Below are 21,935 nucleotides of genomic sequence, written 5' to 3' on the forward strand. Positions count from 1 at the left end.
GCGCTCATGAGTGGCTAGGGGAGTCCTTTTTCTCCTTCGCGTCTGCTTGTGCAAGGGCGCGATCGGCTCTGCGCACAAAGATGAGGGCGGGCCCGATAGCGAGGATCCCGGCAAGCGCATTGGCCCATAATCCAGTGGTCAATGACCAGCGATGAGACAGCGCGGCCAGAGGGGTCGACCATACACTGGAGAGTGAGACAACGGTGCTCATTTGGATATTGGTGACTCGGCCAAATGTTTCTTCAGCCATAAGCCTGTGGAGTGCGGCATAGGTTACCGCGCCGGCGGCTGGGGCTGTAAGAACGGATAGTCCTAGCGGGATGATCATCAACAGGCTGGAGCTGAGCAGGGCGCCACAGGCGATTGACGCAGCAACCCAGACACACGTGCCTACCTGAAGGGCTGCGAAGGAGAACTTCTTCTGCAGCCAGCCCGTCGACAAAGCACCCACAATCCCGATGAGGCCAATGGACGTGCGGGCTAGACCCGTTACCCATCCAGGGTTGTTCCCCTCCTCCAGTATGAGGACAGCCATGAATAGTGAGCCGTTAATTGCGCAGTTTGACAGCGTTTGCATGGCAATGAGCCCGCGAAGTAGGGGCGAGCGAGCGACAATGGCTAAGCCTTCCTTCGTCGTGCGTAGGAGCTTGTTCCCTGCCTTCTTTGCGGGGTCTAGGCTAGCCTTGATAAAGAGGAAGAAGACAATGGTGAGGAAATTTGCCAGGCCTACAAACACAAAGGGCAGCGCCAGATTGACTTCTAGAAGTGCGCCGCCCACGGTGGGGCCGATGAGTCCCGCAAATTGCAGGCGCGCTTGGATGAGCCCTTGTTTGGCGGCGAGTTGTTCTTCCTCAACCAGCTGGGGCAGGCAAGGGTCGGCACAAGCTTGACCAATTCGGTAAAAGAGCATCATGCTCCCGAGAAGCATGCCGAAGAGGATGGGGGAGAAGCCTCCGGAGAGGATGAGACCCGCTAACGCGAGGTTGAGTACCCCAGCCAGCGCGTTGGTCACAATGATGAGTGGCTTGCGGCGCCACATATCCGCAAGAGAGCCGCCAATGATGCCGCCCGCTAGTGCCGCAATTCCAGTGATGGTTCCATACAGGCCGGCAAGGGTAAGACTATCGCTCAAACGTAGAGTGACCGCCGGAATAGCAAGCCCGGCTCCTACCCCAGCTATCTGAGCCACAAGGTCTGACCACAGGAATAGTCTAAAATCACTTAGGTTGGTGCGATCGACTTTATTGGTATTCAATGTTCCTCCAAAAAGCGATCTCAGACGTCTCTAGGCCCTATTTCAATTAGCATGCCCCAGGGGAAAGATCACCAATCTAGTCCCGCGTTGTCAGCGATGATGTTCTCCCGAAAGAGAGAAGGCCGTAAAACCTCCTAATAATGTGATGCGCATTACTTGCGGTAATTCGAATTTACATGATCACTTTGGATCCAGGTATCCTACAAAAGTTTTAAGTTCTTGTTTCTGGAAGTGTGTGTTGAGCAAATGAATCGGTAGGATAAGCCACCATGCTGCCCAAGTCCCGCATCTTCTCCGTCCTCCTGCTCGGCCTCGGCGTTGCGCTGATTGCTGCTGGCCTGGCGGCGTCGAGCTTCTTGAGTTTTAGTCCGCGGCTGCCGCTGGATATCGAGGGCACTACGTGGACGATGCACGATGAGAACGCCACTGCGCAGGCGCTGTCCGCGGAGGGCGTCTCGCAGTATGAGGGGCCCATGACCTATCAGCTCAACATGGACATTCAGGAGCCGGCGGACAAGGACACCGCAACACTTCGGGTGGGGGAGTCCGCCATCCGCGGGGGCACGGGAAACGTGGAGGATTTGAGCTTTGCCCGCGTGTGGGCCTATCCCGTCGATCGCCTTAGTGGTGAGGCGACGGGTCCGGCGGCGCTTTCCCACACTATGGGCTCGCCCACGGCGGAGGTCCCAGTCGAAGGCTATTGGCTCAAGCTGCCAGCCGATGCCGAGCAGACCACCTATCCAGTGTTTGACCCGGTACTGCGCACAGCAGCGGACGCAGTGTTTGAGGAGTCCCTCGACATCGACGGCCGCACCGTCTACCGCTACCGCCAAGAGATCGAGCCCACCAACGTGGCTACTCTTTATGCGGGCAACACGACCACTACTTTGAGCAACGAGGATGGCTCCACAGAGCAGGGTTACCTCTTCCACGCCGCAACACGGGACCTCTTCGTGGACCAGGCCACTGGACTCGTCGTGGGCATGGACGTCGACGTGCGTGACTACTGGGCCGACCGCGAAGGCAACGAGCGCGAGGTGCAGTTTGCCTTTAACGGTGCCACCGACGAGCAATCCCGCACGGAGTTGCTCCAGCAGGCAGAGCGATTCCCGCGCAGTGCGGTGGGGCAGTGGGTGCGCTGGGGTGGCGTCGGCAGTGGCGCGATTCTGGTGTTGTTCGGGGCGCTGGGTGCTTTCCGACGTCCCGCACAGCGCCACTCCCGCTAACCTTCCGGACGCGCGAATCGGTGTAGCGACACGCCAGAAGTGCGTTTCGCCTTTACAAGGCTGCCATTATGCTATAGGCTATTTCGTTGCGCTGGAATCTGGATCTTTAGTGCACATTTAGCCTTTCGAGCGGTGATGGAAAAACCGACTTGACAAGGTGATTTTGTGCATTCTAAACCCAGCTATTCCACAGCAGACCGAATGCTAAATCTACCAGCGGTTTTGCACCTCACCGGCCAGGGTGGGGACGCAATCCGCCAGAGGTACTGGAAGGACCCATCTTGGCAGTCTCCCGCCAGACCAAGTCAGTGGCCAACATCCCTGGAGCCCCGAAGCGATACTCCTTCGCTAAAATCAGCGAACCCATCGCCGTCCCGGGCCTCCTCGATCTACAACTCGATTCTTACGCGTGGCTCATCGGTACCCCCGAATGGCGCGAACGCGAGCAGGCAGAGCGCGGCGATGATGCACGCGTGACGAGCGGCCTTGAGGATATCCTCGAGGAGCTTTCTCCGATCCAGGACTACTCGGGCAACATGTCCCTGTCCCTGTCGGAGCCTCGCTTCGAGCCGGTGAAGAACACCGTGGACGAGTGTAAAGAGAAGGACATCAACTACTCGGCGCCACTGTACGTCACCGCAGAATTCATTAACAACGACACCCAGGAGATTAAGTCCCAGACCGTCTTCATCGGTGACTTCCCGATGATGACTGATAAGGGCACCTTCATCGTGAACGGAACCGAGCGCGTTATTGTCTCGCAGCTCGTGCGTTCCCCGGGCGTCTACTTTGATCAGACCATCGACAAGTCCACTGAGCGCCCGCTGCACTCTGTGAAGGTCATTCCTTCCCGCGGTGCATGGCTCGAGTTCGACGTCGACAAGCGCGACACCGTCGGCGTTCGTATTGACCGCAAGCGCCGCCAGCCGGTCACCGTGCTGCTCAAGGCGCTCGGCTGGAGCGAGGAGCAGATCAAGGAGCGCTTCGGCTTCTCCGAGCTCATGATGTCCACCCTCGAGTCCGATGGCGTGGCTAACACCGATGAGGCTCTCCTGGAGATCTACCGTAAGCAGCGCCCGGGCGAGCAGCCCACCCGTGACCTCGCGCAGGCCCTGCTGGACAACTCCTTCTTCCGCGCCAAGCGCTATGACTTGGCTAAGGTCGGCCGTTACAAGGTCAACCGCAAGCTGGGTCTCGGCGGCGACCACGAGGGTCTGATGACCCTGACTGAGGAAGACATCGCTGTCACCCTCGAGTATCTCGTGCGCCTGCATGCAGGCGAGCGTGAGATGAAGGCCCCGAACGGTGAGACCATCTCCATCCACACCGACGACATCGACCACTTTGGCAACCGCCGCCTGCGCACCGTGGGCGAGCTCATCCAAAACCAGGTCCGCGTCGGCCTGTCCCGCATGGAGCGTGTTGTCCGCGAGCGCATGACCACTCAGGATGCTGAGTCGATTACCCCGACTTCCCTGATTAATGTCCGTCCGGTTTCTGCTGCCATCCGCGAGTTCTTCGGTACCTCCCAGCTCTCGCAGTTCATGGACCAGAACAACTCCCTGTCCGGCTTGACCCACAAGCGCCGCCTGTCTGCGCTGGGCCCGGGCGGTCTGTCTCGTGAGCGCGCCGGCATTGAGGTGCGAGACGTTCACGCCTCGCACTACGGCCGCATGTGCCCGATTGAGACTCCTGAGGGTCCGAACATTGGTCTGATCGGCTCGCTGGCGTCCTACGCACGCGTCAACGCCTTTGGCTTCATCGAGACCCCGTACCGCAAGGTCGTGGACGGTAAGGTCACCGACCAGGTCGAGTACCTCACCGCTGATGAAGAGGATCGCTTTGCCATCGCCCAGGCTGAGGTCGAGAAGGATGCCGACGGCACCCTGACCGGCGACCGTATCGAGGTCCGTCTCAAGGACGGTGACATCGGCGTGACCGACGCCGCGGGCGTGGACTACGTTGACGTTTCCCCGCGCCAGATGGTGTCCGTGGCAACCGCCATGATTCCGTTCCTCGAGCACGACGATGCTAACCGTGCCCTCATGGGCGCGAACATGCAGCGTCAGGCTGTGCCGCTGGTGCGTTCCGAGGCCCCGTACGTGGGTACCGGTATGGAGCAGCGCGCTGCGTACGACGCCGGTGACCTCATCATCACTCCGAAGGCCGGTGTGGTGGAGAACGTCACCGCCGACCTCATCACCATCATGGATGATGAAGGCCAGCGCGATACTTACATGTTGCGCAAGTTCGAGCGCACCAACCAGAACACCAACTACAACCAGACCCCGCTGGTGTCCCTGGGTGACCGTGTGGAGGCGGGCCAGGTGCTTGCTGACGGCCCCGGTACCCACAACGGTGAGATGTCCCTCGGCCGCAACCTCCTGGTTGCCTTCATGCCGTGGGAAGGCCACAACTACGAGGACGCCATCATCCTCAACCAGCGCATCGTGGAGGAGGATATCCTCACCTCGATCCACATCGAGGAGCACGAGATTGATGCTCGCGATACCAAGCTGGGCCCGGAGGAGATCACCCGCGAGATCCCGAACGTCTCCGATGACGTCCTGCGTGACCTCGACGAGCGCGGCATCGTCCGCATCGGTGCTGATGTCCGCGCCGGCGACATCCTGGTGGGTAAGGTCACCCCGAAGGGTGAGACCGAGTTGACCCCGGAGGAGCGCCTGCTGCGCGCCATCTTCGGTGAGAAGGCCCGTGAGGTCCGCGATACCTCCATGAAGGTTCCGCACGGTGAGACCGGTAAGGTTATCGGCGTGTCCCGCTTCTCCCGCGAGGATGACGACGATCTGGCCCCGGGCGTCAACGAGATGATCCGCGTTTACGTGGCTCAGAAGCGCAAGATCCAGGACGGCGATAAGCTGGCCGGCCGCCACGGCAACAAGGGTGTTGTGGGCAAGATTCTCCCGCCGGAGGATATGCCGTTCATGGAGGATGGCACCCCGGTGGACATCATCCTCAACACCCACGGTGTGCCGCGTCGTATGAACATTGGTCAGGTTCTTGAGGTTCACCTCGGCTGGCTGGCTCACGCTGGTTGGAAGATTGATACCGAGGATCCGGCCAACGCCGATCTGCTGAAGAAGCTGCCGGAAGAGCTGTACGACGTCCCGCCGGAGTCCCTCACCGCAACCCCGGTCTTCGACGGCGCCACCAACGAGGAAATCTCTCGCCTGCTGGCGTCCTCCAAGCCGAACCGCGATGGTGACGTCATGGTGGATGAGCACGGTAAGGCCCGTCTCTTCGATGGTCGCTCCGGCGAGCCGTACATGTACCCGGTTTCCGTGGGCTACATGTACATGCTCAAGCTGCACCACCTCGTCGACGAGAAGATTCACGCTCGTTCCACCGGCCCGTACTCCATGATTACCCAGCAGCCGCTGGGTGGTAAGGCACAGTTCGGTGGCCAGCGCTTCGGTGAGATGGAGGTGTGGGCAATGCAGGCTTATGGCGCTGCCTACACCCTGCAGGAGCTCCTGACCATCAAGTCCGATGACGTCGTCGGCCGCGTCAAGGTCTACGAGGCAATCGTCAAGGGCGATAACATCCCGGATCCGGGTATTCCGGAGTCCTTCAAGGTCCTCCTCAAGGAGCTGCAGTCCTTGTGCCTCAACGTGGAGGTTCTCTCCACGGACGGTACTCCGATGGAACTGTCTGGTTCCGACGATGACGACATGGACGGCGCTCCGTCCCTGGGCATTAACCTGTCTCGCGACGAGCGCTCCGACGCCGATATCGCCTAGCTTCTCGGTCCGCCGCTAGGCGGGCATAACGAATCACTAACTCATAAAAGCCATCAACTTCCCCCGCCAGGGGGATGAAAGGGAGACATTACGTGTTTGACGTAAATCTCTTCGACGAGCTCCGTATCGGTCTGGCCACCGCCGAGGACATCCGCCGCTGGTCTAAGGGCGAGGTTAAGAAGCCTGAGACCATTAACTACCGAACCCTCAAGCCAGAGAAGGACGGCCTCTTCTGCGAGCGCATCTTCGGTCCGACCCGCGACTGGGAGTGCTCCTGCGGTAAGTACAAGCGTGTCCGCTACAAGGGCATCATCTGTGAGCGCTGCGGCGTCGAGGTGACCAAGTCCAAGGTTCGCCGTGAGCGCATGGGCCACATCGAGCTGGCCGCGCCGGTTACCCACATCTGGTACTTCAAGGGCGTTCCGTCCCGCTTGGGCTACCTGCTGGACCTGGCTCCGAAGGATCTTGAGCGCATCATTTACTTCGCTGCCAACATCATCACCTCCGTGGACGAGGAAGCTCGCCACAATGATCAGTCCACTCTTGAGGCAGAAATGCTTCTGGAGAAGAAGGACGTGGAGGATGACGTCGAGTCCGAGATCGCTGAGCGCGCTGCCAAGCTCGAGCAGGATCTGGCTGAGCTCGAAGCCGCCGGCGCCAAGGCCGACGCCCGCCGCAAGGTCCAGAACGCTGCCGACAAGGAGATGCAGCACATCCGCGAGCGCGGTGAGCGCGAGGTCGCTCGCCTCGACGAAATCTGGAACACCTTCATCAAGCTTGCTCCGAAGCAGATGATCATCGATGAGACCATCTACGAAGAGCTCGTTGACCGCTACGAGGATTACTTCACCGGCGGTATGGGTGCTGAGGCCATCCAGACCCTCATCCGCAACTTCGACCTCGAGTCTGAGGCCAAGGAGCTCAAGGAAATCATCAACAACGGCAAGGGTCAGAAGAAGATGCGTGCCCTGAAGCGCCTCAAGGTCGTCGCGGCCTTCCTGCGCTCGGGTAACGACCCGGCTGGCATGGTGCTTGATGCTATCCCGGTGATCCCGCCGGAGCTGCGCCCGATGGTGCAGCTGGACGGTGGCCGCTTCGCCACCTCCGACCTCAATGACCTGTACCGCCGTGTGATCAACCGCAACAACCGCCTCAAGCGCATGATCGACCTCGGCGCCCCCGAGATCATCGTGAACAACGAGAAGCGCATGCTGCAGGAGTCCGTCGACGCGCTCTTCGACAACGGCCGTCGCGGCCGTCCGGTCACCGGCCCGGGCAACCGCCCGCTGAAGTCGCTGTCTGACTTGCTCAAGGGTAAGCAGGGCCGATTCCGTCAGAACCTGCTGGGTAAGCGTGTTGACTACTCTGGCCGTTCCGTTATTATCGTCGGTCCACAGCTCAAGCTGCACGAGTGTGGTCTGCCGAAGCTCATGGCGCTGGAGCTGTTCAAGCCATTCGTCATGAAGCGTCTGGTGGAGAACGACTACGCTCAGAACATCAAGTCCGCCAAGCGCATGGTGGAGCGTCAGCGCCCTGAGGTGTGGGACGTCCTTGAAGAAGCTATTTCTGAGCACCCTGTCATGCTGAACCGTGCTCCAACCCTGCACCGCCTGGGTATTCAGGCCTTCGAGCCGAAGCTCGTTGAGGGTAAGGCAATTCAGCTGCACCCGCTGGCCTGCGAGGCCTTCAACGCCGACTTCGACGGTGACCAGATGGCAGTCCACCTGCCACTGTCCGCTGAGGCACAGGCTGAGGCCCGCGTTCTCATGCTGGCGTCCAACAACATTCTGTCTCCAGCATCCGGTAAGCCGCTTGCTATGCCGCGTCTGGATATGGTGACCGGCCTGTACTACCTCACCATGGACAAGGGTGAGGACGAGATCGGTGGCGCGGGAGCTTACGCTCCCGCAAACGAGAACGGACCGGCACAGGGCGTGTACTCCTCCTACGCAGAGGCCATCATGGCTCGTGACCGTGGCGTACTGGGCCTGCAGGCTCCGATCAAGGTCCGTATTTCTCACCTGCGTCCGCCGGCAGACATCGAGGCAGAGCAGTTCCCCGATGGCTGGCAGAAGGGGCAGGCCTGGATGGCGGAGACCACCCTTGGCCGCATCATGTTCAATGACTTGCTGCCGTGGAACTACCCGTACCTTGAGGGCGTCATGGTCCGTAAGGGCGGTTCCGCCAACAAGATGCTCCTCGGTGATGTCATTAATGACCTTGCTGCGAAGTACCCGATGATCACCGTTGCCCAGGTTCTGGACAAGATGAAGGACGCTGGCTTCTACTGGGCTACCCGTTCTGGCGTGACCATCACCATGCACGACGTTCTGGTCCTCCCGAACAAGACCGAGGTTCTCGAGTCCTATGAGAAGGAAGCAGAGCGCATCGAGCGCAAGTACTGGGAGCAGGGTGCTCTGACCGAGCGCGAGCGCTACGACCGCCTGGTTGAGCTCTGGAAGGACGCTACCGACACCGTCGGTGAGGCCGTCGAGAACATGTACCCGGATGACAACCCGATTCCGATGATCGTGAAGTCCGGTGCAGCCGGTAACATGCGTCAGATCTGGACCCTGGCCGGTATGAAGGGCATGGTTGTGAACTCCAAGGGTGACTACATCACCCGTCCGATTAAGACCTCCTTCCGTGAAGGTCTGTCGGTTCTGGAGTACTTCAACAACTCCCACGGCTCCCGTAAGGGTCTGGCGGATACCGCACTGCGTACCGCCGACTCTGGTTACCTCACCCGTCGTCTTGTCGACGTGGCACAAGATGTCATCGTCCGCGAAAAGGATTGTGGCACCCGCCAGGGCGTCCGCGTTCCGCTGGGCGAGCTGGTTAACGGCACCCCGGTATTCGATGAGCTGTGGGAGACCTCCGCTTCTGGTCGTGTTGTCGCTTCTGACGTCAAGGCTGAGGACGGCACCGTTGTTGCTGAGGCTGGCACCGACCTGACTGAGGAGCTCACCGCAGAGATCCTGCGCGCTGGTGTTACCGAGATTAAGGTTCGCTCCGTGCTGACCTGCCAGACCCCAGCCGGCGTTTGTGCGAAGTGCTACGGCAAGTCCATGGCTTCTGGTCAGCTCGTTGATATCGGCGAGGCTGTCGGTATTGTGGCCGCCCAGTCCATTGGTGAGCCGGGTACCCAGCTGACCATGCGTACCTTCCACCAAGGTGGTGTCGGTGGCGATATTACCGGTGGTTTGCCGCGTGTTCAGGAGCTCTTCGAGGCTCGTAACCCGAAGAACCGCGCCCCGATTGCATCCGTCGACGGCACCGTGTCCCTGTCCGATGAGGGCAACTTCTGGACTCTGACCATCACTCCGGATGACGGTTCCGACAACGTGGTTTATGAGAAGCTCTCGAAGCGTCAGGGACTGGCTCAGGTCCGTCGCCCGATGGAGTCGAACCCGGATGCCATGATCGAGCGTTCTTTGCGCGATGGTGACCACGTAACCACCGGTGACCGTCTCATGCGCGGTGCCGCTGATCCGCACGATGTGCTTGAGGTTCTCGGCCGCCGTGGTGTGGAGAAGCACCTCATTGATGAGGTCCAGGCTGTCTACCGTGCACAGGGTGTGGCCATCCACGACAAGCACATTGAGATCATCATCCGTCAGATGCTGCGTCGCGGTACCGTCATCGACGCTGGTACCACCGACCTGCTGCCGGGTAACCTCATTGACCTTTCGGAGGCCAAGCAGGTCAACGCCGCTCAGGTTGCTGAGGGTGGTCAGCCGGCTCAGCTGCGCAGTGAGATCATGGGTATCACCAAGGCCTCGCTGGCTACGGAGTCCTGGCTGTCTGCGGCTTCCTTCCAGGAGACCACGCGCGTGCTTACCGACGCCGCCATCAACAAGCGCTCGGATCAGCTCATCGGTCTGAAGGAGAATGTCATCATCGGTAAGCTGATTCCGGCCGGTACCGGTATTTCCCGCTACCGCAACATCAGCGTTAAGCCGACCGAGGCTGCACGCAATGCTGCGTACTCCATTCCGACCTACGGTGATTCCATCTACGGCGACGATGGCTTCGGTGAGTTCACCGGCGCCTCCGTGCCGCTGGAGGAGGATTACACCTTCTAAGGTGATGAGCAGTTACTGTGCGTAGTTCGTGATTAGCGCACGAGAGAAATGCCCCCGTTCGCCCTAACTTGGGCGGGCGGGGGTATTTTTGCGTGGTGCGTAGAGCCACTCAATGCCATCAGCAATGTTAATACCATTAACAGAAATTTATGGCATGAGCTGCCATAATTGATTGCTAATTTGTCGATAAGCCCTTTTACTCAGGGGCGAAACTGGGTATATGGGGGAGGAAGGGAGACGTTGCCCCGTACTCAGCGTTGCTTAGCAACTCTGAGGGGTGCTCTATGCCCGGGATTGGGATTTGTGGGGTTAGTGTCTCAAGCGGAGAACGCGACGACGGTAGGGATAACACCGGAAACATTATTTCGTGCACGTGTGCGAGAAGCGGATCGAATGTACTTGCCGGCGTAGGGTGGCATGTTCCGCTCGTAGTTCAGTCCATGAGCAGGGAATACCTTTATTACTTGCGTCCGTGGTAGCGGGGGACTATTCTCAGCAAACGATCAGTTAAAAATCAATACTAAGTATGTAATTGAATGCGCTGAAGTGGCGCAGAGATGTTCCCCAAAAGACTTGGGTACTCCCGAGAAGCTTTCTCCTTTCCTTAAGCACTCAACGAGAGTTCCCATGGTGGTCGGTGCACTAAGAGCCGGCTTCATGTACCCCGTCGCGTAGGTCAGAGGACGCGACGGGGTACTGCGCAGTTTTAGGGCCGATGTGAGTAAGCGGGGGTGGGGGAGAGGCTAGCGGACGCGACTTTTAGCTCTCATGCCATTCTTCGAGGCGTTCGAGCAAAATCTTGTCAGACTCCAGCTTTGCCTCACGGTTGGCCTCCACGGTCCCGCCCATCATGGTTTCCCAGGAGGGGCCGACAAGCTCATCAATATTCTCGTGAAAAAGGTGGCCGGCGCCCTCGTAGATGTGAGGTTCAAGGTCGTCGTTCTGCTCGTTCAGAGCCTTGGCGGCAACATCGGCTTGCCACATTGCGTCCTCCGTCCCGGCGAAGAGGAGGCCATGGCCATCGAACTGGCTGAGGTCAATGACGGTTTCTGGGCCGGCAGCGACGGCGATGGCTTCATAGCTAGCGCGATAGGACACCGGCAGACCAAGGGCCAAGCGTGTCATGAGTTTGCCAAACTCGGCTCCCTGCTCAGCAGCAAATTTGCCAAACTCGGCTCCCTGCTCAGCAGCAAAGGGGACGGGTTCGCCCTTCCATGTAAAGCTGCTCCGTGTGCCGGTATCACGCTGGTAGTTGAGGTTGCCGTACGTGTGATCCCCAGGGGCGTAGAGCACAATGTTGCTGATCTCTGGGTAGCGTGCCGCCAAGTTTGCAGTGAGCTCCGCGCCCTTTGAGGTGCCGATGACGGTCAGCGGTTGAACACCATTGCCCTTCTCGTTGGCATAGGCAATGACCTCATCAAAGAATTCGAGTGGGACTTCATCAATAAACTCCTTTTGGCCGGGTTGTCCAAAGAAGTAGAGGTCGAGCACATCGTAGCCGTTATCGCGGAGGAGTTGAGCCTGTTCCACGTTGGCGCCGCCGTCGGAGCCACCGAAGACGACGACCGTGCCGGGGTGGGCGTCACCAAGCGGCGAGAGGTGGAACCCCTTCATGTAGTCGCCGTTGATTTTCTCCACGCCGTTCTCGCTGAGAATTCGTTCATCCCCGCCCTCGGGGTTTTCCGGGATTGCGTAACGATTGACGTTGATGGAACGGACAATCCATACACCAGCGATCAGGAGGACCAAGCATAGGAGAAGAATCCCTAAGATCGTGAGAACAACTTTGATAGCTCGCATGGCAAATGTCTCCTTTACTGCCTGATGTGACATGTGCCGCTATCTCCATTGTATTGCGTGGAAGTGCTGAAGGTGCTGGATGTGCCCTTATCGGGGCTGCTTGCTAAGCTGTCAGTGCTTTTGAGCTTTCTGGGTCGGCGCTGTGAGGTGCTGGCCGCTTTTAACTACACAACGTCACGGGTGCTTCCTGTCCGCACGTGCTTCCCAGCGCACGGGAGGAGGCTGAGATGCCGCCGAGGGGCGGCGAACCGTCGAACCTGATCCGGGTAATGCCGGCGAGAGGGAGGAAAAATGAGTTCTGTATCTACTAGTGGTGCATCGTCGGCCGCGGCGCCTCAGCGGAGCCTGAACTGGCGCATCGTTGACATCGTGGTGGCATCCGTATTGGGTGTGGCCTGTGGTGTCATCTTCTTGGCATGGAACACGGTGGGGTATGCCTGGTTCCAAGCCATGGATGCGCTCACGCCGGGCCTGGGTGGTATAGCCACCGGTATCTGGCTCATCGGTGGCGTCATCGGTGGCTTGATTATCCGCAAGCCGGGCGCGGCGCTCTACGTGGAGCTGCTGGCGGCCATTGTGTCCGCGGTGTTGGGCTCCCAATGGGGCCCTAGCACGGTGTACTCCGGTCTCGCGCAAGGCATAGGAGTGGAGATTGTGTTAGCTATCTTCCTGTACCGACGCTTCAGCCTGGGCATTGCGATGCTTGGTGGCATGGCGGCTGGTTGGGGTGCCTTCGTGCTGGAGCTGTTTACCTCGGGAAACCTGGGCAAGACCCTGCAGTTCAACCTCATCTACTTGGTTACCCTGAGTATCTCCGGCGCTATTTTGGCCGGTGCGGTGGGCTACATCGTGGTGAAGGCACTGGCCAAGACCGGCGCACTCGATCGCTTTGCGGTCGGCCGTGAACAGCATTCTGCGTAAAACACTACGCATGCGTGACACACAAGATGTAGCAGGGCCGGGCGCCACGAAGGTGACCGCCCGCGGCTATGGCTGGACCCACGCGGGCCGCACCGCGGCAGCCCTAGCGGATATTGACTTTGTCATTGAACCGGGGGAGAAGGTGCTGCTGTGCGGCGATTCCGGTTCGGGCAAATCCACGCTGCTTGCTGCTATTGCAGGCGTCCTCGGCGGGGATGATGAAGGAACTCGTGTGGGGGAGATCCTTCTCGAGGGTGCTGATGGAAATGTTGAGCAGCCCGGCCGCACCATCCCGGTGGGCTTGGTGCTCCAAGATCCGGACTCCCAGGTAATTGCGGCACGAGTGGGCGATGACGCGGCATTTGGCTGTGAAAATCTTGCCTACCCACGTGAAAAAATCTGGCAGCGTGTTCGCTCCGCGCTGGAAATGGTGGGTCCTTATGTCAGCCTCGATTTTCCCACCGCGCAGCTGTCCGGTGGACAGAAGCAGCGCTTGGCGCTCGCCGGTGTCATCGCAATGGGCGCTGGCGTGGTGTTGCTGGATGAGCCCACGGCGAACCTAGATCCGGAAGGTGCGCGCGACGTTATCGAAGCCGTCGCCACGATGGTGGAGCGCACGGGTGCCACACTCGTTGTGGTCGAGCATCAGCATGCCGCGTGGAAAGGCGTACTCGATCGGGCCATCGAGCTCAAGGATGGGCGGATCGTGGCGGATGGGCAGCTTGATGACGTCGTCTCGGACCGTATCGTTACTGACTTGCCGTCGGCGAGGGGCGTCGACAAGCACAGCGAGCCTGCCCTGTGGAGCATGGACTTGGTGACACGCTTCGGGCCGCCGCGCTCTTATGCGCTGCCCCAGGGTGCATCGACGGTGCTGACCGGGCCGAATGGCGCGGGCAAGACGACATGGATGATGACAGTGGCAGGGCTCCTGCCTGCCCAATCGGGCGACATTGGTGTTGCGGACTTCGTGCGGCGGGGATTGAAAGGCTCGCCACTGACGTGGAAGTCTCGGGAACTTGCGGATCGCATCGGGTTCGTGTTCCAGAACCCGGAACACCAATTCGTTGCCCGTACGGTGGCGGAGGAGCTGCGCGTGGGTCCGAAAGTCATGCGCCGTGAGATCCCGGAAGAGCGTATCGCTGAGCTTGTCGAAGTCCTCCGTTTAGGCCACCTCCTCAACACCAATCCTTTCACTTTGTCAGGAGGGGAGAAGCGCCGGTTGTCCGTGGCGACGGCACTGGTGAGTGCTCCGGACGTGCTGCTTCTCGACGAACCCACGTTCGGCCAAGATCCCCACACCTTTAGCGAGCTGGTGGGGCTGCTACGTCGCATGGCCGATGAAGGCACGACCATTGCCTCCGTTACCCACGACCCACTATTTATTTCTGCTCTTGGTGATCACCGCGTGGAGGTGACCCGTGACTGAGACGCAAACTGGTCAGAACACGTGGTCTGCTGGGCTGCTGTCCGGAGTTAATCCGCTGACACGCATCTTCCTCATGTTCGTGTGGGTCACCCCGCTGCTGCTCTCTGTGGACTGGGTATCGGCGGCGGTTTCGTTGGGCATGACCTTGCTTTTCGCCCCGTTGTGCGGGGTGTCCTGGCCGCGCCTCATTAAGGCCGGCTGGTTCCTGTTCCTGATAGCTCCGCTATCCGGTATCTCGATGCTGCTCTACGGCGCTCCTGGCGGGCGGGAGTACGCCAGCTGGTGGCTGATCACGGTCACGGACAACTCGATAGAGTTGGCCATAGCTATGACGCTGCGAGTGCTGGCAGTGGCGCTGCCGATGGTGGTGCTCGCGCGGGACATCGATCCCACGGAACTGGGAGATGCCCTCTCGCAGATTCTCAAACTTCCCTCCCGCTTCGTCATTGGGGCCGTGGCCGGAGTGCGCATGATGACGCTATTTAAGTCGGACTGGCAGTACCTCGGCATGGCGCGTCGGGCCCGCGGGCTTACCGATGAAGGCCGTGTCAAGCACCTCATCACCATGTCCTTCGGTCTGCTCGTCTTAGCGCTGCGCCGAGGCGGAAAACTGGCTACCGCGATGGAAGCCCGTGGATTTGGCCGAACCCCGCCGGGAGGCGGCCAACGCACATGGGCGCGCCCTTCTCGTCTCGTCCAACGAGATTGGCTGGTCATGGTGCTGGGTGTGATCCTCGCCGCACTACCGGTGGTAGTTTCGGTGCTGAGTGGTTCGTGGAGGTTCTTCGGTCTGTAGGCCTCCGCGGTACCTTGTCTGCACGCGCAAACCCAGAAGTGGTGAAAACAAACACATGCAGGACACGCAAGATGCTGACTACAACAGTCAGATGGAACGGCTGTTGGAGGACGTCGTCAAGCTCTCCGACTCGCGAAAACGTCCGCTGAAACCAGTGACCGTGTTGATCGACGGCCCCTCCGGAGCCGGCAAGACCTGGGCCTCAGTGGCCCTAGCCGAGCGCACTGGGTGGCGAGTGGTGCACCTCGACGAGTTCTATCCAGGCTGGCACGGCCTCGAGGCTGGCTCCGTCATGGTGGCCGAGCAGGTCCTGCGAGAGAATAATCCTGGCTACTGGCGCTGGGATTGGGAGGCCAACGCACCTAGGGATTGGGCGAGCCTTGACGTGCGAGACGACCTTATCGTTGAAGGCGTTGGCTGCGTCACTGCGGAGAACATCGCGGCAGCGCAGCAGCGTGGTTCTGTGGTGACCGTGCGTATCGATGGCCCCCGCGAGCAGCGCCGCCAGCGTGCGCTGGAGCGCGACCCAGACTATGAAGAGTGGTTTGAGACGTGGGAAAACCAGGAGAAAAATTACTTCGCCGAGCTGGCCGCTGAGGCCGACCTGACCTGGGAATGGAGCTAGCGACTCTGGGATTTGGGCAGATCAGGGGGCTGGTGGTACTCTAACCAACGGTTTCATCTTTGGTGAGATGAAAAGTCTGATCAGTTTCTCGGCCGTTCGTGGTCGAGGGAAGTTCTGGACATGCGGAAGGGCCCCGGAGAAGAGCCCCTATTTTTGCATGTTTGACCGCCTTCCTTGATCAGTAGAAGCCGAAGTCATACAGAAAGACAAGATCTATGCCAACTATTCAGCAGCTGGTCCGCAAGGGCCGCCACGACAAGAAGGCCAAGGTTGCTACGGCCGCCCTCAAGGGCTCCCCGCAGCGCCGCGGCGTGTGCACCCGCGTGTACACCACCACCCCGAAGAAGCCGAACTCGGCACTCCGTAAGGTTGCCCGTGTGCGCCTGACCTCCGGTATCGAGGTTTCTGCCTACATTCCGGGTGAGGGTCACAACCTTCAGGAGCACTCCATGGTGCTCGTCCGCGGTGGTCGTGTGAGGGACCTCCCGGGTGTTCGTTACAAGATTATCCGTGGCGCACTGGATACCCAGGGCGTGAAGGACCGTAAGCAGGCTCGTTCCCGCTACGGCGCAAAGAAGGGACAGTAATCAACAATGCGTAAGAATGCTGCACCGAAGCGTCCTGTAGTTAAGGACCCGGTTTACAACTCCGAGCAGGTCACCATGCTCGTGAACAAGATCCTGCTGGACGGCAAGAAGTCCACCGCCGAGCGCATCGTCTACGGTGCTCTCGAGGCTTGCCGCGAGAAGACCGGTACCGATCCGGTTGGCACCCTGGAGAAGGCTCTGGGCAACATCCGCCCGGACCTCGAGGTTCGCTCCCGCCGCGTGGGTGGCGCTACCTACCAGGTGCCGGTTGAGGTTAAGCCGGCTCGCGCTAACACCCTGGCTCTGCGTTGGCTGGTGACCTTCACCCGTCAGCGTCGTGAGAACACCATGATCGAGCGTCTCGCTAACGAGATCCTGGATGCTTCCAACGGCCTGGGTGCTTCCGTCAAGCGCCGTGAGGATACTCACAAGATGGCTGAGGCTAACCGTGCCTTCGCCCACTACCGCTGGTAATCCCTGCGGAAAATTCGCCATATGGCATCATGGCCCGAACAACGACATCATCGTTTACCTGCACTAACAGTGCGCGCCGGCGCCCTTTAATGGGGTATGGCGGCGCACACAGTGCGGACCACAAACTTTAATAGCGTTGTTCGGGCCATTTTTGTATCTGGGAATTGAACGCCCTGCATGCACGGCCACATAGTGGATGCAGTAACATGCACAACGGGACAGTGGCAGCCCACAAGTGAGGTGTATTAGGCGCCTCGCGCTGCCGCGCTAGCCCAGACGTGGCAAAATAGACCAAGACCTATCCATGAAGACGTCGGACTTGCCTCATTGACGTGGAAGTTGATGAGTGAGGAAATGCGGCGTCGACGACACATTAAGTTGGGGTATAAACCGTGGCACAACAAGTGCTTAAGGATCTGCACAAGGTCCGCAACATCGGCATCATGGCTCACATCGATGCTGGTAAGACCACCACGACCGAGCGTATTCTCTTCTACACCGGTATCAACCGTAAGGTCGGCGAGACCCACGACGGTGCTTCCACCACTGACTGGATGGAGCAGGAGAAGGAACGCGGCATCACCATTACGTCCGCTGCTGTGACCTGTTTCTGGGACAACAACCAGATCAACATCATCGACACCCCGGGCCACGTGGACTTCACCATTGAGGTTGAGCGTTCCCTGCGTGTTCTCGATGGCGCCGTTGCCGTCTTCGACGGCAAGGAGGGCGTGGAGCCGCAGTCCGAGCAGGTGTGGCGCCAGGCCGCCAAGTACGACGTTCCGCGTATCTGCTTCATCAACAAGATGGACAAGATGGGTGCGGACTTCTACTTCACCGTGGACACCATCATCGAGCGCCTCGGCGCTAAGCCGCTGGTTCTGCAGCTGCCGATCGGCGCTGAGGACGACTTCGACGGTGTTGTCGACCTGATCGACATGAAGGCCATCACCTGGCGCGGCAAGGTCGAGACCGGCGCTGAGCCGACCATTGAGGAGATCCCGGAGGACCTCAAGGAGAAGGCAGAGGAATACCGCGAGAAGCTGCTCGAGGACGTCGCTGAGTCCGACGAAGAGCTCATGGAGAAGTACTTCGGTGGCGAGGAGCTCACCAAGGAAGAGATCCAGGCTGCCATCCGCAAGATGACCATCAGCACCGAGGTCTTCCCGGTTCTGTGTGGTACCGCATACCGCAACAAGGGTGTTCAGCCGCTGCTCGACGCTGTTGTGGACTACCTGCCGAACCCGCTGGACATCGGCGAGATCACCGGCCACGCTGTGGGCAACGAGGACGAGGTCCTCACCCGTAAGCCGTCCGTGGAGTCCCCGTTCTCCGCACTGGCCTTCAAGATTGCCGCTCACCCGTTCTTCGGTCAGCTGACCTTCACCCGCGTGTACTCCGGCCAGGTTGTTCCGGGTACCGAGGTTATGAACTCCACCAAGGGTAAGAAGGAGCGCATCGGCAAGCTCTTCCAGATGCACGCCAACAAGGAGAACCCGGTTGAGCAGGCAGATGCCGGCAACATCTACGCCGTCATTGGTCTGAAGGAAACCACTACCGGTGACACCCTGTGTGACAAGGATGACCAGATCATCCTCGAGTCCATGGACTTCCCGGACCCGGTTATCAAGGTCTCCATCGAGCCGAAGACCAAGGCTGACCAGGAGAAGCTGGGTACCGCTATTCAGAAGCTGGCTGCCGAGGACCCGACGTTCACCGTCGAGCTCGACGAGGAGACCGGCCAGACCGTCATCGGCGGTATGGGCGAGCTGCACCTCGACGTCATGGTGGACCGCATGAAGCGCGAGTTCAAGGTCGAGGCAAACATCGGTAACCCGCAGGTTGCTTACCGCGAGACCATCCGCAAGAAGGTCGAGTCCCTGGACTACACCCACAAGAAGCAGACCGGTGGTTCTGGTCAGTTCGCAAAGGTCATCTGCACCATCGAGCCGTACAACCCGGACCCGGAGACCCTGGAAGAGGGCGAGTCCGCAACCTACAAGTTCGAGAATGCCGTCACCGGTGGCCGCGTGCCGAAGGAGTACATCCCGTCCGTCGACGCTGGTATCCAGGATGCTATGCAGTACGGCTACCTCGCTGGCTTCCCGCTGGTGAACATCAAGGCCACCCTCGAGGATGGCGCTTACCACGATGTTGACTCCTCTGAGATGGCCTTCAAGCTCGCTGGCTCCCAGGTCCTCAAGGAGGCCGTGGCCAAGGCGAAGCCGGTTCTGCTCGAGCCGGTTATGGCCGTCGAGGTCGTGACCCCGGAGGAGTACATGGGTACCGTGAACGGTGACATCTCCTCCCGTCGTGGCCAGGTCTTCTCCATGGAGGACCGCTCCGGCGCCAAGGTCGTGAAGGCAAAGGTTCCGCTGTCCGAGATGTTCGGTTACATCGGTGACCTGCGTTCCTCCACCGCCGGCCGTGCAAACTTCACCATGGTCTTCGATTCCTACGCAGAGGTTCCGTCCTCCGTGGCACAGGAGATCATTGAGGAGCGCACCGGCAGCAAGGCCTAAGCGGCCCCGCCGTTTAGCCCGCATTGCAGGGCTGGTAGTCTTCGCCAGTAGACCGCCAGCTCTCTGCACTGGGGGTAGCGGTCGGCTGAGTGCGCACCAAAGGCTGTGTGTGTTGAGCCGGCCGTTACCCTCCCAGGATCCTGCTAATTGATTCTTGTCGAGGGTCAACGACCGCACGTTATGCGCGGGGTTACCTCCTAAAGAGGCAGTTTGAAAAAACTGCGGCATAAATCTAGGATCGTGTAACTGGCACGTAAAGAAAGCGTCATTAGCGCTTATGGGCCCGGCCCGAAGTGCCAATGGCAATACAAACCACGTGGCTGCGAAATACGTAGCCGCCATAGAGTCCAGGAGGACAAACAGTGGCAAAGGAGAAGTTCGAGCGTACGAAGCCGCATGTGAACATCGGCACCATCGGACACGTCGACCACGGCAAGACCACCACCACCGCAGCGATCACCAAGGTTCTGGCTGACGCTTACCCGGAGGAGAACACCGCTTTCGCCTTCGACATGATCGATAAGGCTCCTGAGGAGAAGGAGCGCGGTATTACCATCAACATCTCCCACGTTGAGTACTCCACCCCGAAGCGCCACTACGCACACGTGGACGCCCCGGGCCACGCCGACTACATCAAGAACATGATTACCGGTGCTGCTCAGATGGACGGCGCGATCCTGGTTGTTGCTGCAACCGATGGCCCGATGCCGCAGACTCGTGAGCACGTTCTGCTCGCTCGCCAGGTTGGCGTTCCGTACATCCTCGTTGCACTGAACAAGTGCGACATGGTTGACGATGAGGAAATCATCGAGCTCGTCGAGATGGAGATCCGCGAGCTGCTCGCTGAGCAGGACTACGATGAGGACGCTCCGATCGTTCACATCTCCGCTCTGAAGGCTCTTGAGGGCGACGAGAAGTGGGTACAGTCCGTCGTCGACCTGATGCAGGCTTGCGATGACTCCATTCCGGATCCGGAGCGCGAGCTGGACAAGCCGTTCCTGATGCCGATCGAGGACATCTTCACCATCACCGGCCGCGGTACCGTTGTTACCGGCCGTGTTGAGCGTGGCTCCCTGAACGTTAACGAAGACATCGAGATCATCGGTATCAAGGACAAGTCCATGTCCACCACCGTTACCGGTATCGAGATGTTCCGCAAGATGATGGACTACACCGAGGCTGGCGACAACTGTGGTCTGCTTCTGCGTGGTACCAAGCGTGAAGAGGTTGAGCGTGGCCAGGTCTGCATCAAGCCGGGCGCTTACACCCCGCACACCAAGTTCGAGGGTTCCGTCTACGTCCTGAAGAAGGAAGAGGGCGGCCGCCACACCCCGTTCATGGACAACTACCGTCCGCAGTTCTACTTCCGCACCACCGACGTTACCGGCGTCATCAAGCTGCCGGAGGGCACCGAGATGGTCATGCCGGGCGACAACGTTGAGATGACCGTTGAGCTGATCCAGCCGGTCGCTATGGACGAGGGCCTGCGCTTCGCTATCCGCGAGGGCTCCCGTACCGTCGGCGCTGGCCGTGTTACCAAGATCATCGCCTAATCAGCTGATTAGCGGGATGTAGTAGCATCCTTGAGCCGCCCAATCCCAGTGGGGTTGGGCGGCTTTTGCGATCGACGAAAGACTAGGCTGGGGTATCATGTTTGATCCGACTCGCATCGACCGCACTTTAGGGGCTCTTCGCTCCGCCTGGGAGGGTCAGCCTGATCTGCCCCTAGGTACTCTCTTCGGCATGCTCGCGGCGGAAGGATATGGCTGGGGTGTGTCCGACGACGAGCTCACTGCCCGGCTGGAGGCGATGGCACAGGTGCATCCTCCGCTCATCCCGCTTTCCGACGCCTCCCTCATCACCCATGGCCTCTGGCTCGCCGTCACCGATTCCCACAGAGTTACGCTGGCAGCCACCGAGGGGTCCTCTCAGGTGGTTGTGCGGCCTGTGACCAAGGAAGGGGAGAGGGGGCAGCCCGTCGCGTGGAAGGTGTCTGCGCTGCGGCCGGTTGGCCCTGGCCGTCCGCTCGTCCTGTCCGATAGCGAAGGATTTGAGCACCGCTATGGCGTCGTCGAGTCGGTGACGCGCCTTCGCGAAGACAATCGTTCGCTTAGTGGTCTCACGCGCCGCAGCGTTGGTGACAGAGTGTGGTTCATCCGTACCGCAGAGGAGACGATCATTCTCGACCATGGCCTTCACGTCACGGAGCGAAAGAACCGCGAGTTAGTCCGCAGAGATTTTTCATGGCATCGCATCGACGAGTGCGCTGTCGGGGTGCCCTTGACGGTCGACCTTTCCCGCGGAACACAGCACTCTTTCGGCGAGGTGGTAGAGGTGACCCTCGTGGAATCGGAGCCGGGGTGCCCGCGCTAACTGTTTCCCGGATCGCCGAGATGCCCGCCAACCGTGGTGTGGTTGGCGGGCATCAAGCCCGCGCCTGTGGCCTCGTGACTT

The 21,935-nt window shown here is 59.8% G+C and carries 14 protein-coding genes and 1 riboswitch; of the genes, 12 read left to right on the forward strand and 2 right to left on the reverse strand.

Features of this window, described 5'->3' with window-relative positions; genetic code table 11:
* Nucleotides 1-4: 4 nt before the first annotated feature.
* Nucleotides 5-1,189: an MFS transporter gene (locus tag M5J09_RS02490; RefSeq protein WP_257156850.1), complete on the reverse strand. Its 1,185-nt coding sequence runs from the start codon at nucleotides 1,187-1,189 to the stop codon at nucleotides 5-7.
* Between the two features lie 335 nt (nucleotides 1,190-1,524).
* On the opposite strand from M5J09_RS02490, the gene M5J09_RS02495 reads away from it, so the two are divergent.
* From M5J09_RS02495 to M5J09_RS02505, 3 genes are all read left to right on the forward strand, one after another.
* Complete coding sequence (locus M5J09_RS02495) at nucleotides 1,525-2,481, forward strand: DUF3068 domain-containing protein (protein WP_257156851.1); 957 nt, start codon at nucleotides 1,525-1,527, stop codon at nucleotides 2,479-2,481.
* Between the two features lie 281 nt (nucleotides 2,482-2,762).
* Nucleotides 2,763-6,242, forward strand: a complete 3,480-nt coding sequence (locus M5J09_RS02500) for a DNA-directed RNA polymerase subunit beta (RefSeq protein ID WP_042529257.1) — start codon at nucleotides 2,763-2,765, stop codon at nucleotides 6,240-6,242.
* A gap of 92 nt (nucleotides 6,243-6,334) precedes the next feature.
* Nucleotides 6,335-10,327 carry a DNA-directed RNA polymerase subunit beta' gene (locus tag M5J09_RS02505; protein ID WP_257156852.1) on the forward strand — a complete coding sequence of 1,331 codons (3,993 nt, stop codon included), beginning with the start codon at nucleotides 6,335-6,337 and terminating at the stop codon, nucleotides 10,325-10,327.
* Nucleotides 10,328-11,086: 759 nt separating this feature from the next.
* Here the strand turns inward: M5J09_RS02505 and M5J09_RS02510 are convergent.
* Nucleotides 11,087-12,127, reverse strand: a complete 1,041-nt coding sequence (locus tag M5J09_RS02510) for an acyl-CoA thioester hydrolase/BAAT C-terminal domain-containing protein (protein WP_257156853.1) — start codon at nucleotides 12,125-12,127, stop codon at nucleotides 11,087-11,089.
* Nucleotides 12,128-12,293: 166 nt separating this feature from the next.
* A riboswitch (TPP riboswitch) is annotated at nucleotides 12,294-12,430 on the forward strand.
* Between M5J09_RS02510 and M5J09_RS02515 the strand changes: the two genes are divergently transcribed.
* The 9 genes from M5J09_RS02515 (at nucleotide 12,419) to M5J09_RS02555 (ending at nucleotide 21,854) form a co-directional block, all read left to right on the forward strand.
* Nucleotides 12,419-13,048 carry an ECF transporter S component gene (locus tag M5J09_RS02515; RefSeq protein ID WP_257156854.1) on the forward strand — a complete coding sequence of 210 codons (630 nt, stop codon included), beginning with the start codon at nucleotides 12,419-12,421 and terminating at the stop codon, nucleotides 13,046-13,048. It overlaps the preceding riboswitch by 12 nt.
* A 10-nt stretch (nucleotides 13,049-13,058) precedes the next feature.
* Complete coding sequence (locus tag M5J09_RS02520) at nucleotides 13,059-14,477, forward strand: ABC transporter ATP-binding protein (protein WP_257156855.1); 1,419 nt, start codon at nucleotides 13,059-13,061, stop codon at nucleotides 14,475-14,477.
* A 73-nt stretch (nucleotides 14,478-14,550) separates the two neighbouring features.
* Entirely contained in the window at nucleotides 14,551-15,273 is a 723-nt protein-coding gene (locus tag M5J09_RS02525; protein WP_042533040.1) for an energy-coupling factor transporter transmembrane protein EcfT, read from the forward strand.
* Between the two features lie 55 nt (nucleotides 15,274-15,328).
* A complete protein-coding gene (locus M5J09_RS02530) occupies nucleotides 15,329-15,898 on the forward strand; it encodes an isopentenyl transferase family protein (RefSeq protein WP_144791415.1) in 570 nt (189 codons plus the stop codon).
* A 215-nt stretch (nucleotides 15,899-16,113) separates the two neighbouring features.
* A complete protein-coding gene (gene rpsL, locus M5J09_RS02535) occupies nucleotides 16,114-16,485 on the forward strand; it encodes a 30S ribosomal protein S12 (protein WP_046648492.1) in 372 nt (123 codons plus the stop codon).
* Between the two features lie 6 nt (nucleotides 16,486-16,491).
* The gene (gene rpsG / locus M5J09_RS02540) at nucleotides 16,492-16,959 is read left to right on the forward strand and encodes a 30S ribosomal protein S7 (protein ID WP_042529270.1); all 468 of its coding nucleotides are present in this window, start codon (nucleotides 16,492-16,494) and stop codon (nucleotides 16,957-16,959) included.
* A 392-nt stretch (nucleotides 16,960-17,351) separates the two neighbouring features.
* Complete coding sequence (gene fusA / locus M5J09_RS02545; RefSeq protein WP_257156856.1) at nucleotides 17,352-19,481, forward strand: elongation factor G; 2,130 nt, start codon at nucleotides 17,352-17,354, stop codon at nucleotides 19,479-19,481.
* Between the two features lie 362 nt (nucleotides 19,482-19,843).
* A complete protein-coding gene (gene tuf / locus M5J09_RS02550; RefSeq protein ID WP_042529275.1) occupies nucleotides 19,844-21,034 on the forward strand; it encodes an elongation factor Tu in 1,191 nt (396 codons plus the stop codon).
* Nucleotides 21,035-21,131: 97 nt separating this feature from the next.
* Entirely contained in the window at nucleotides 21,132-21,854 is a 723-nt protein-coding gene (locus tag M5J09_RS02555) for a hypothetical protein (protein ID WP_257156857.1), read from the forward strand.
* The last annotated feature ends 81 nt before the right edge of the window (nucleotides 21,855-21,935 follow it).

Source organism: Corynebacterium sp. BF-R-2 (assembly GCF_024586525.1).
GTDB lineage: Bacteria > Actinomycetota > Actinomycetes > Mycobacteriales > Mycobacteriaceae > Corynebacterium > Corynebacterium singulare.

Coding starts and splice junctions, on each gene's coding strand:
- M5J09_RS02495 (WP_257156851.1), top strand. CDS start 1,525: ATGCTGCCCAAGTCCCGCATCTTCTCCGTCCTCCTGCTCGGCCTCGGC.
- M5J09_RS02510 (WP_257156853.1), bottom strand. CDS start 12,127: ATGCGAGCTATCAAAGTTGTTCTCACGATCTTAGGGATTCTTCTCCTA.
- M5J09_RS02515 (WP_257156854.1), top strand. CDS start 12,419: ATGAGTTCTGTATCTACTAGTGGTGCATCGTCGGCCGCGGCGCCTCAG.
- M5J09_RS02520 (WP_257156855.1), top strand. CDS start 13,059: ATGCGTGACACACAAGATGTAGCAGGGCCGGGCGCCACGAAGGTGACC.
- M5J09_RS02525 (WP_042533040.1), top strand. CDS start 14,551: ATGTTCGTGTGGGTCACCCCGCTGCTGCTCTCTGTGGACTGGGTATCG.
- M5J09_RS02530 (WP_144791415.1), top strand. CDS start 15,329: ATGCAGGACACGCAAGATGCTGACTACAACAGTCAGATGGAACGGCTG.
- rpsL (WP_046648492.1), top strand. CDS start 16,114: ATGCCAACTATTCAGCAGCTGGTCCGCAAGGGCCGCCACGACAAGAAG.
- rpsG (WP_042529270.1), top strand. CDS start 16,492: ATGCGTAAGAATGCTGCACCGAAGCGTCCTGTAGTTAAGGACCCGGTT.
- M5J09_RS02555 (WP_257156857.1), top strand. CDS start 21,132: ATGTTTGATCCGACTCGCATCGACCGCACTTTAGGGGCTCTTCGCTCC.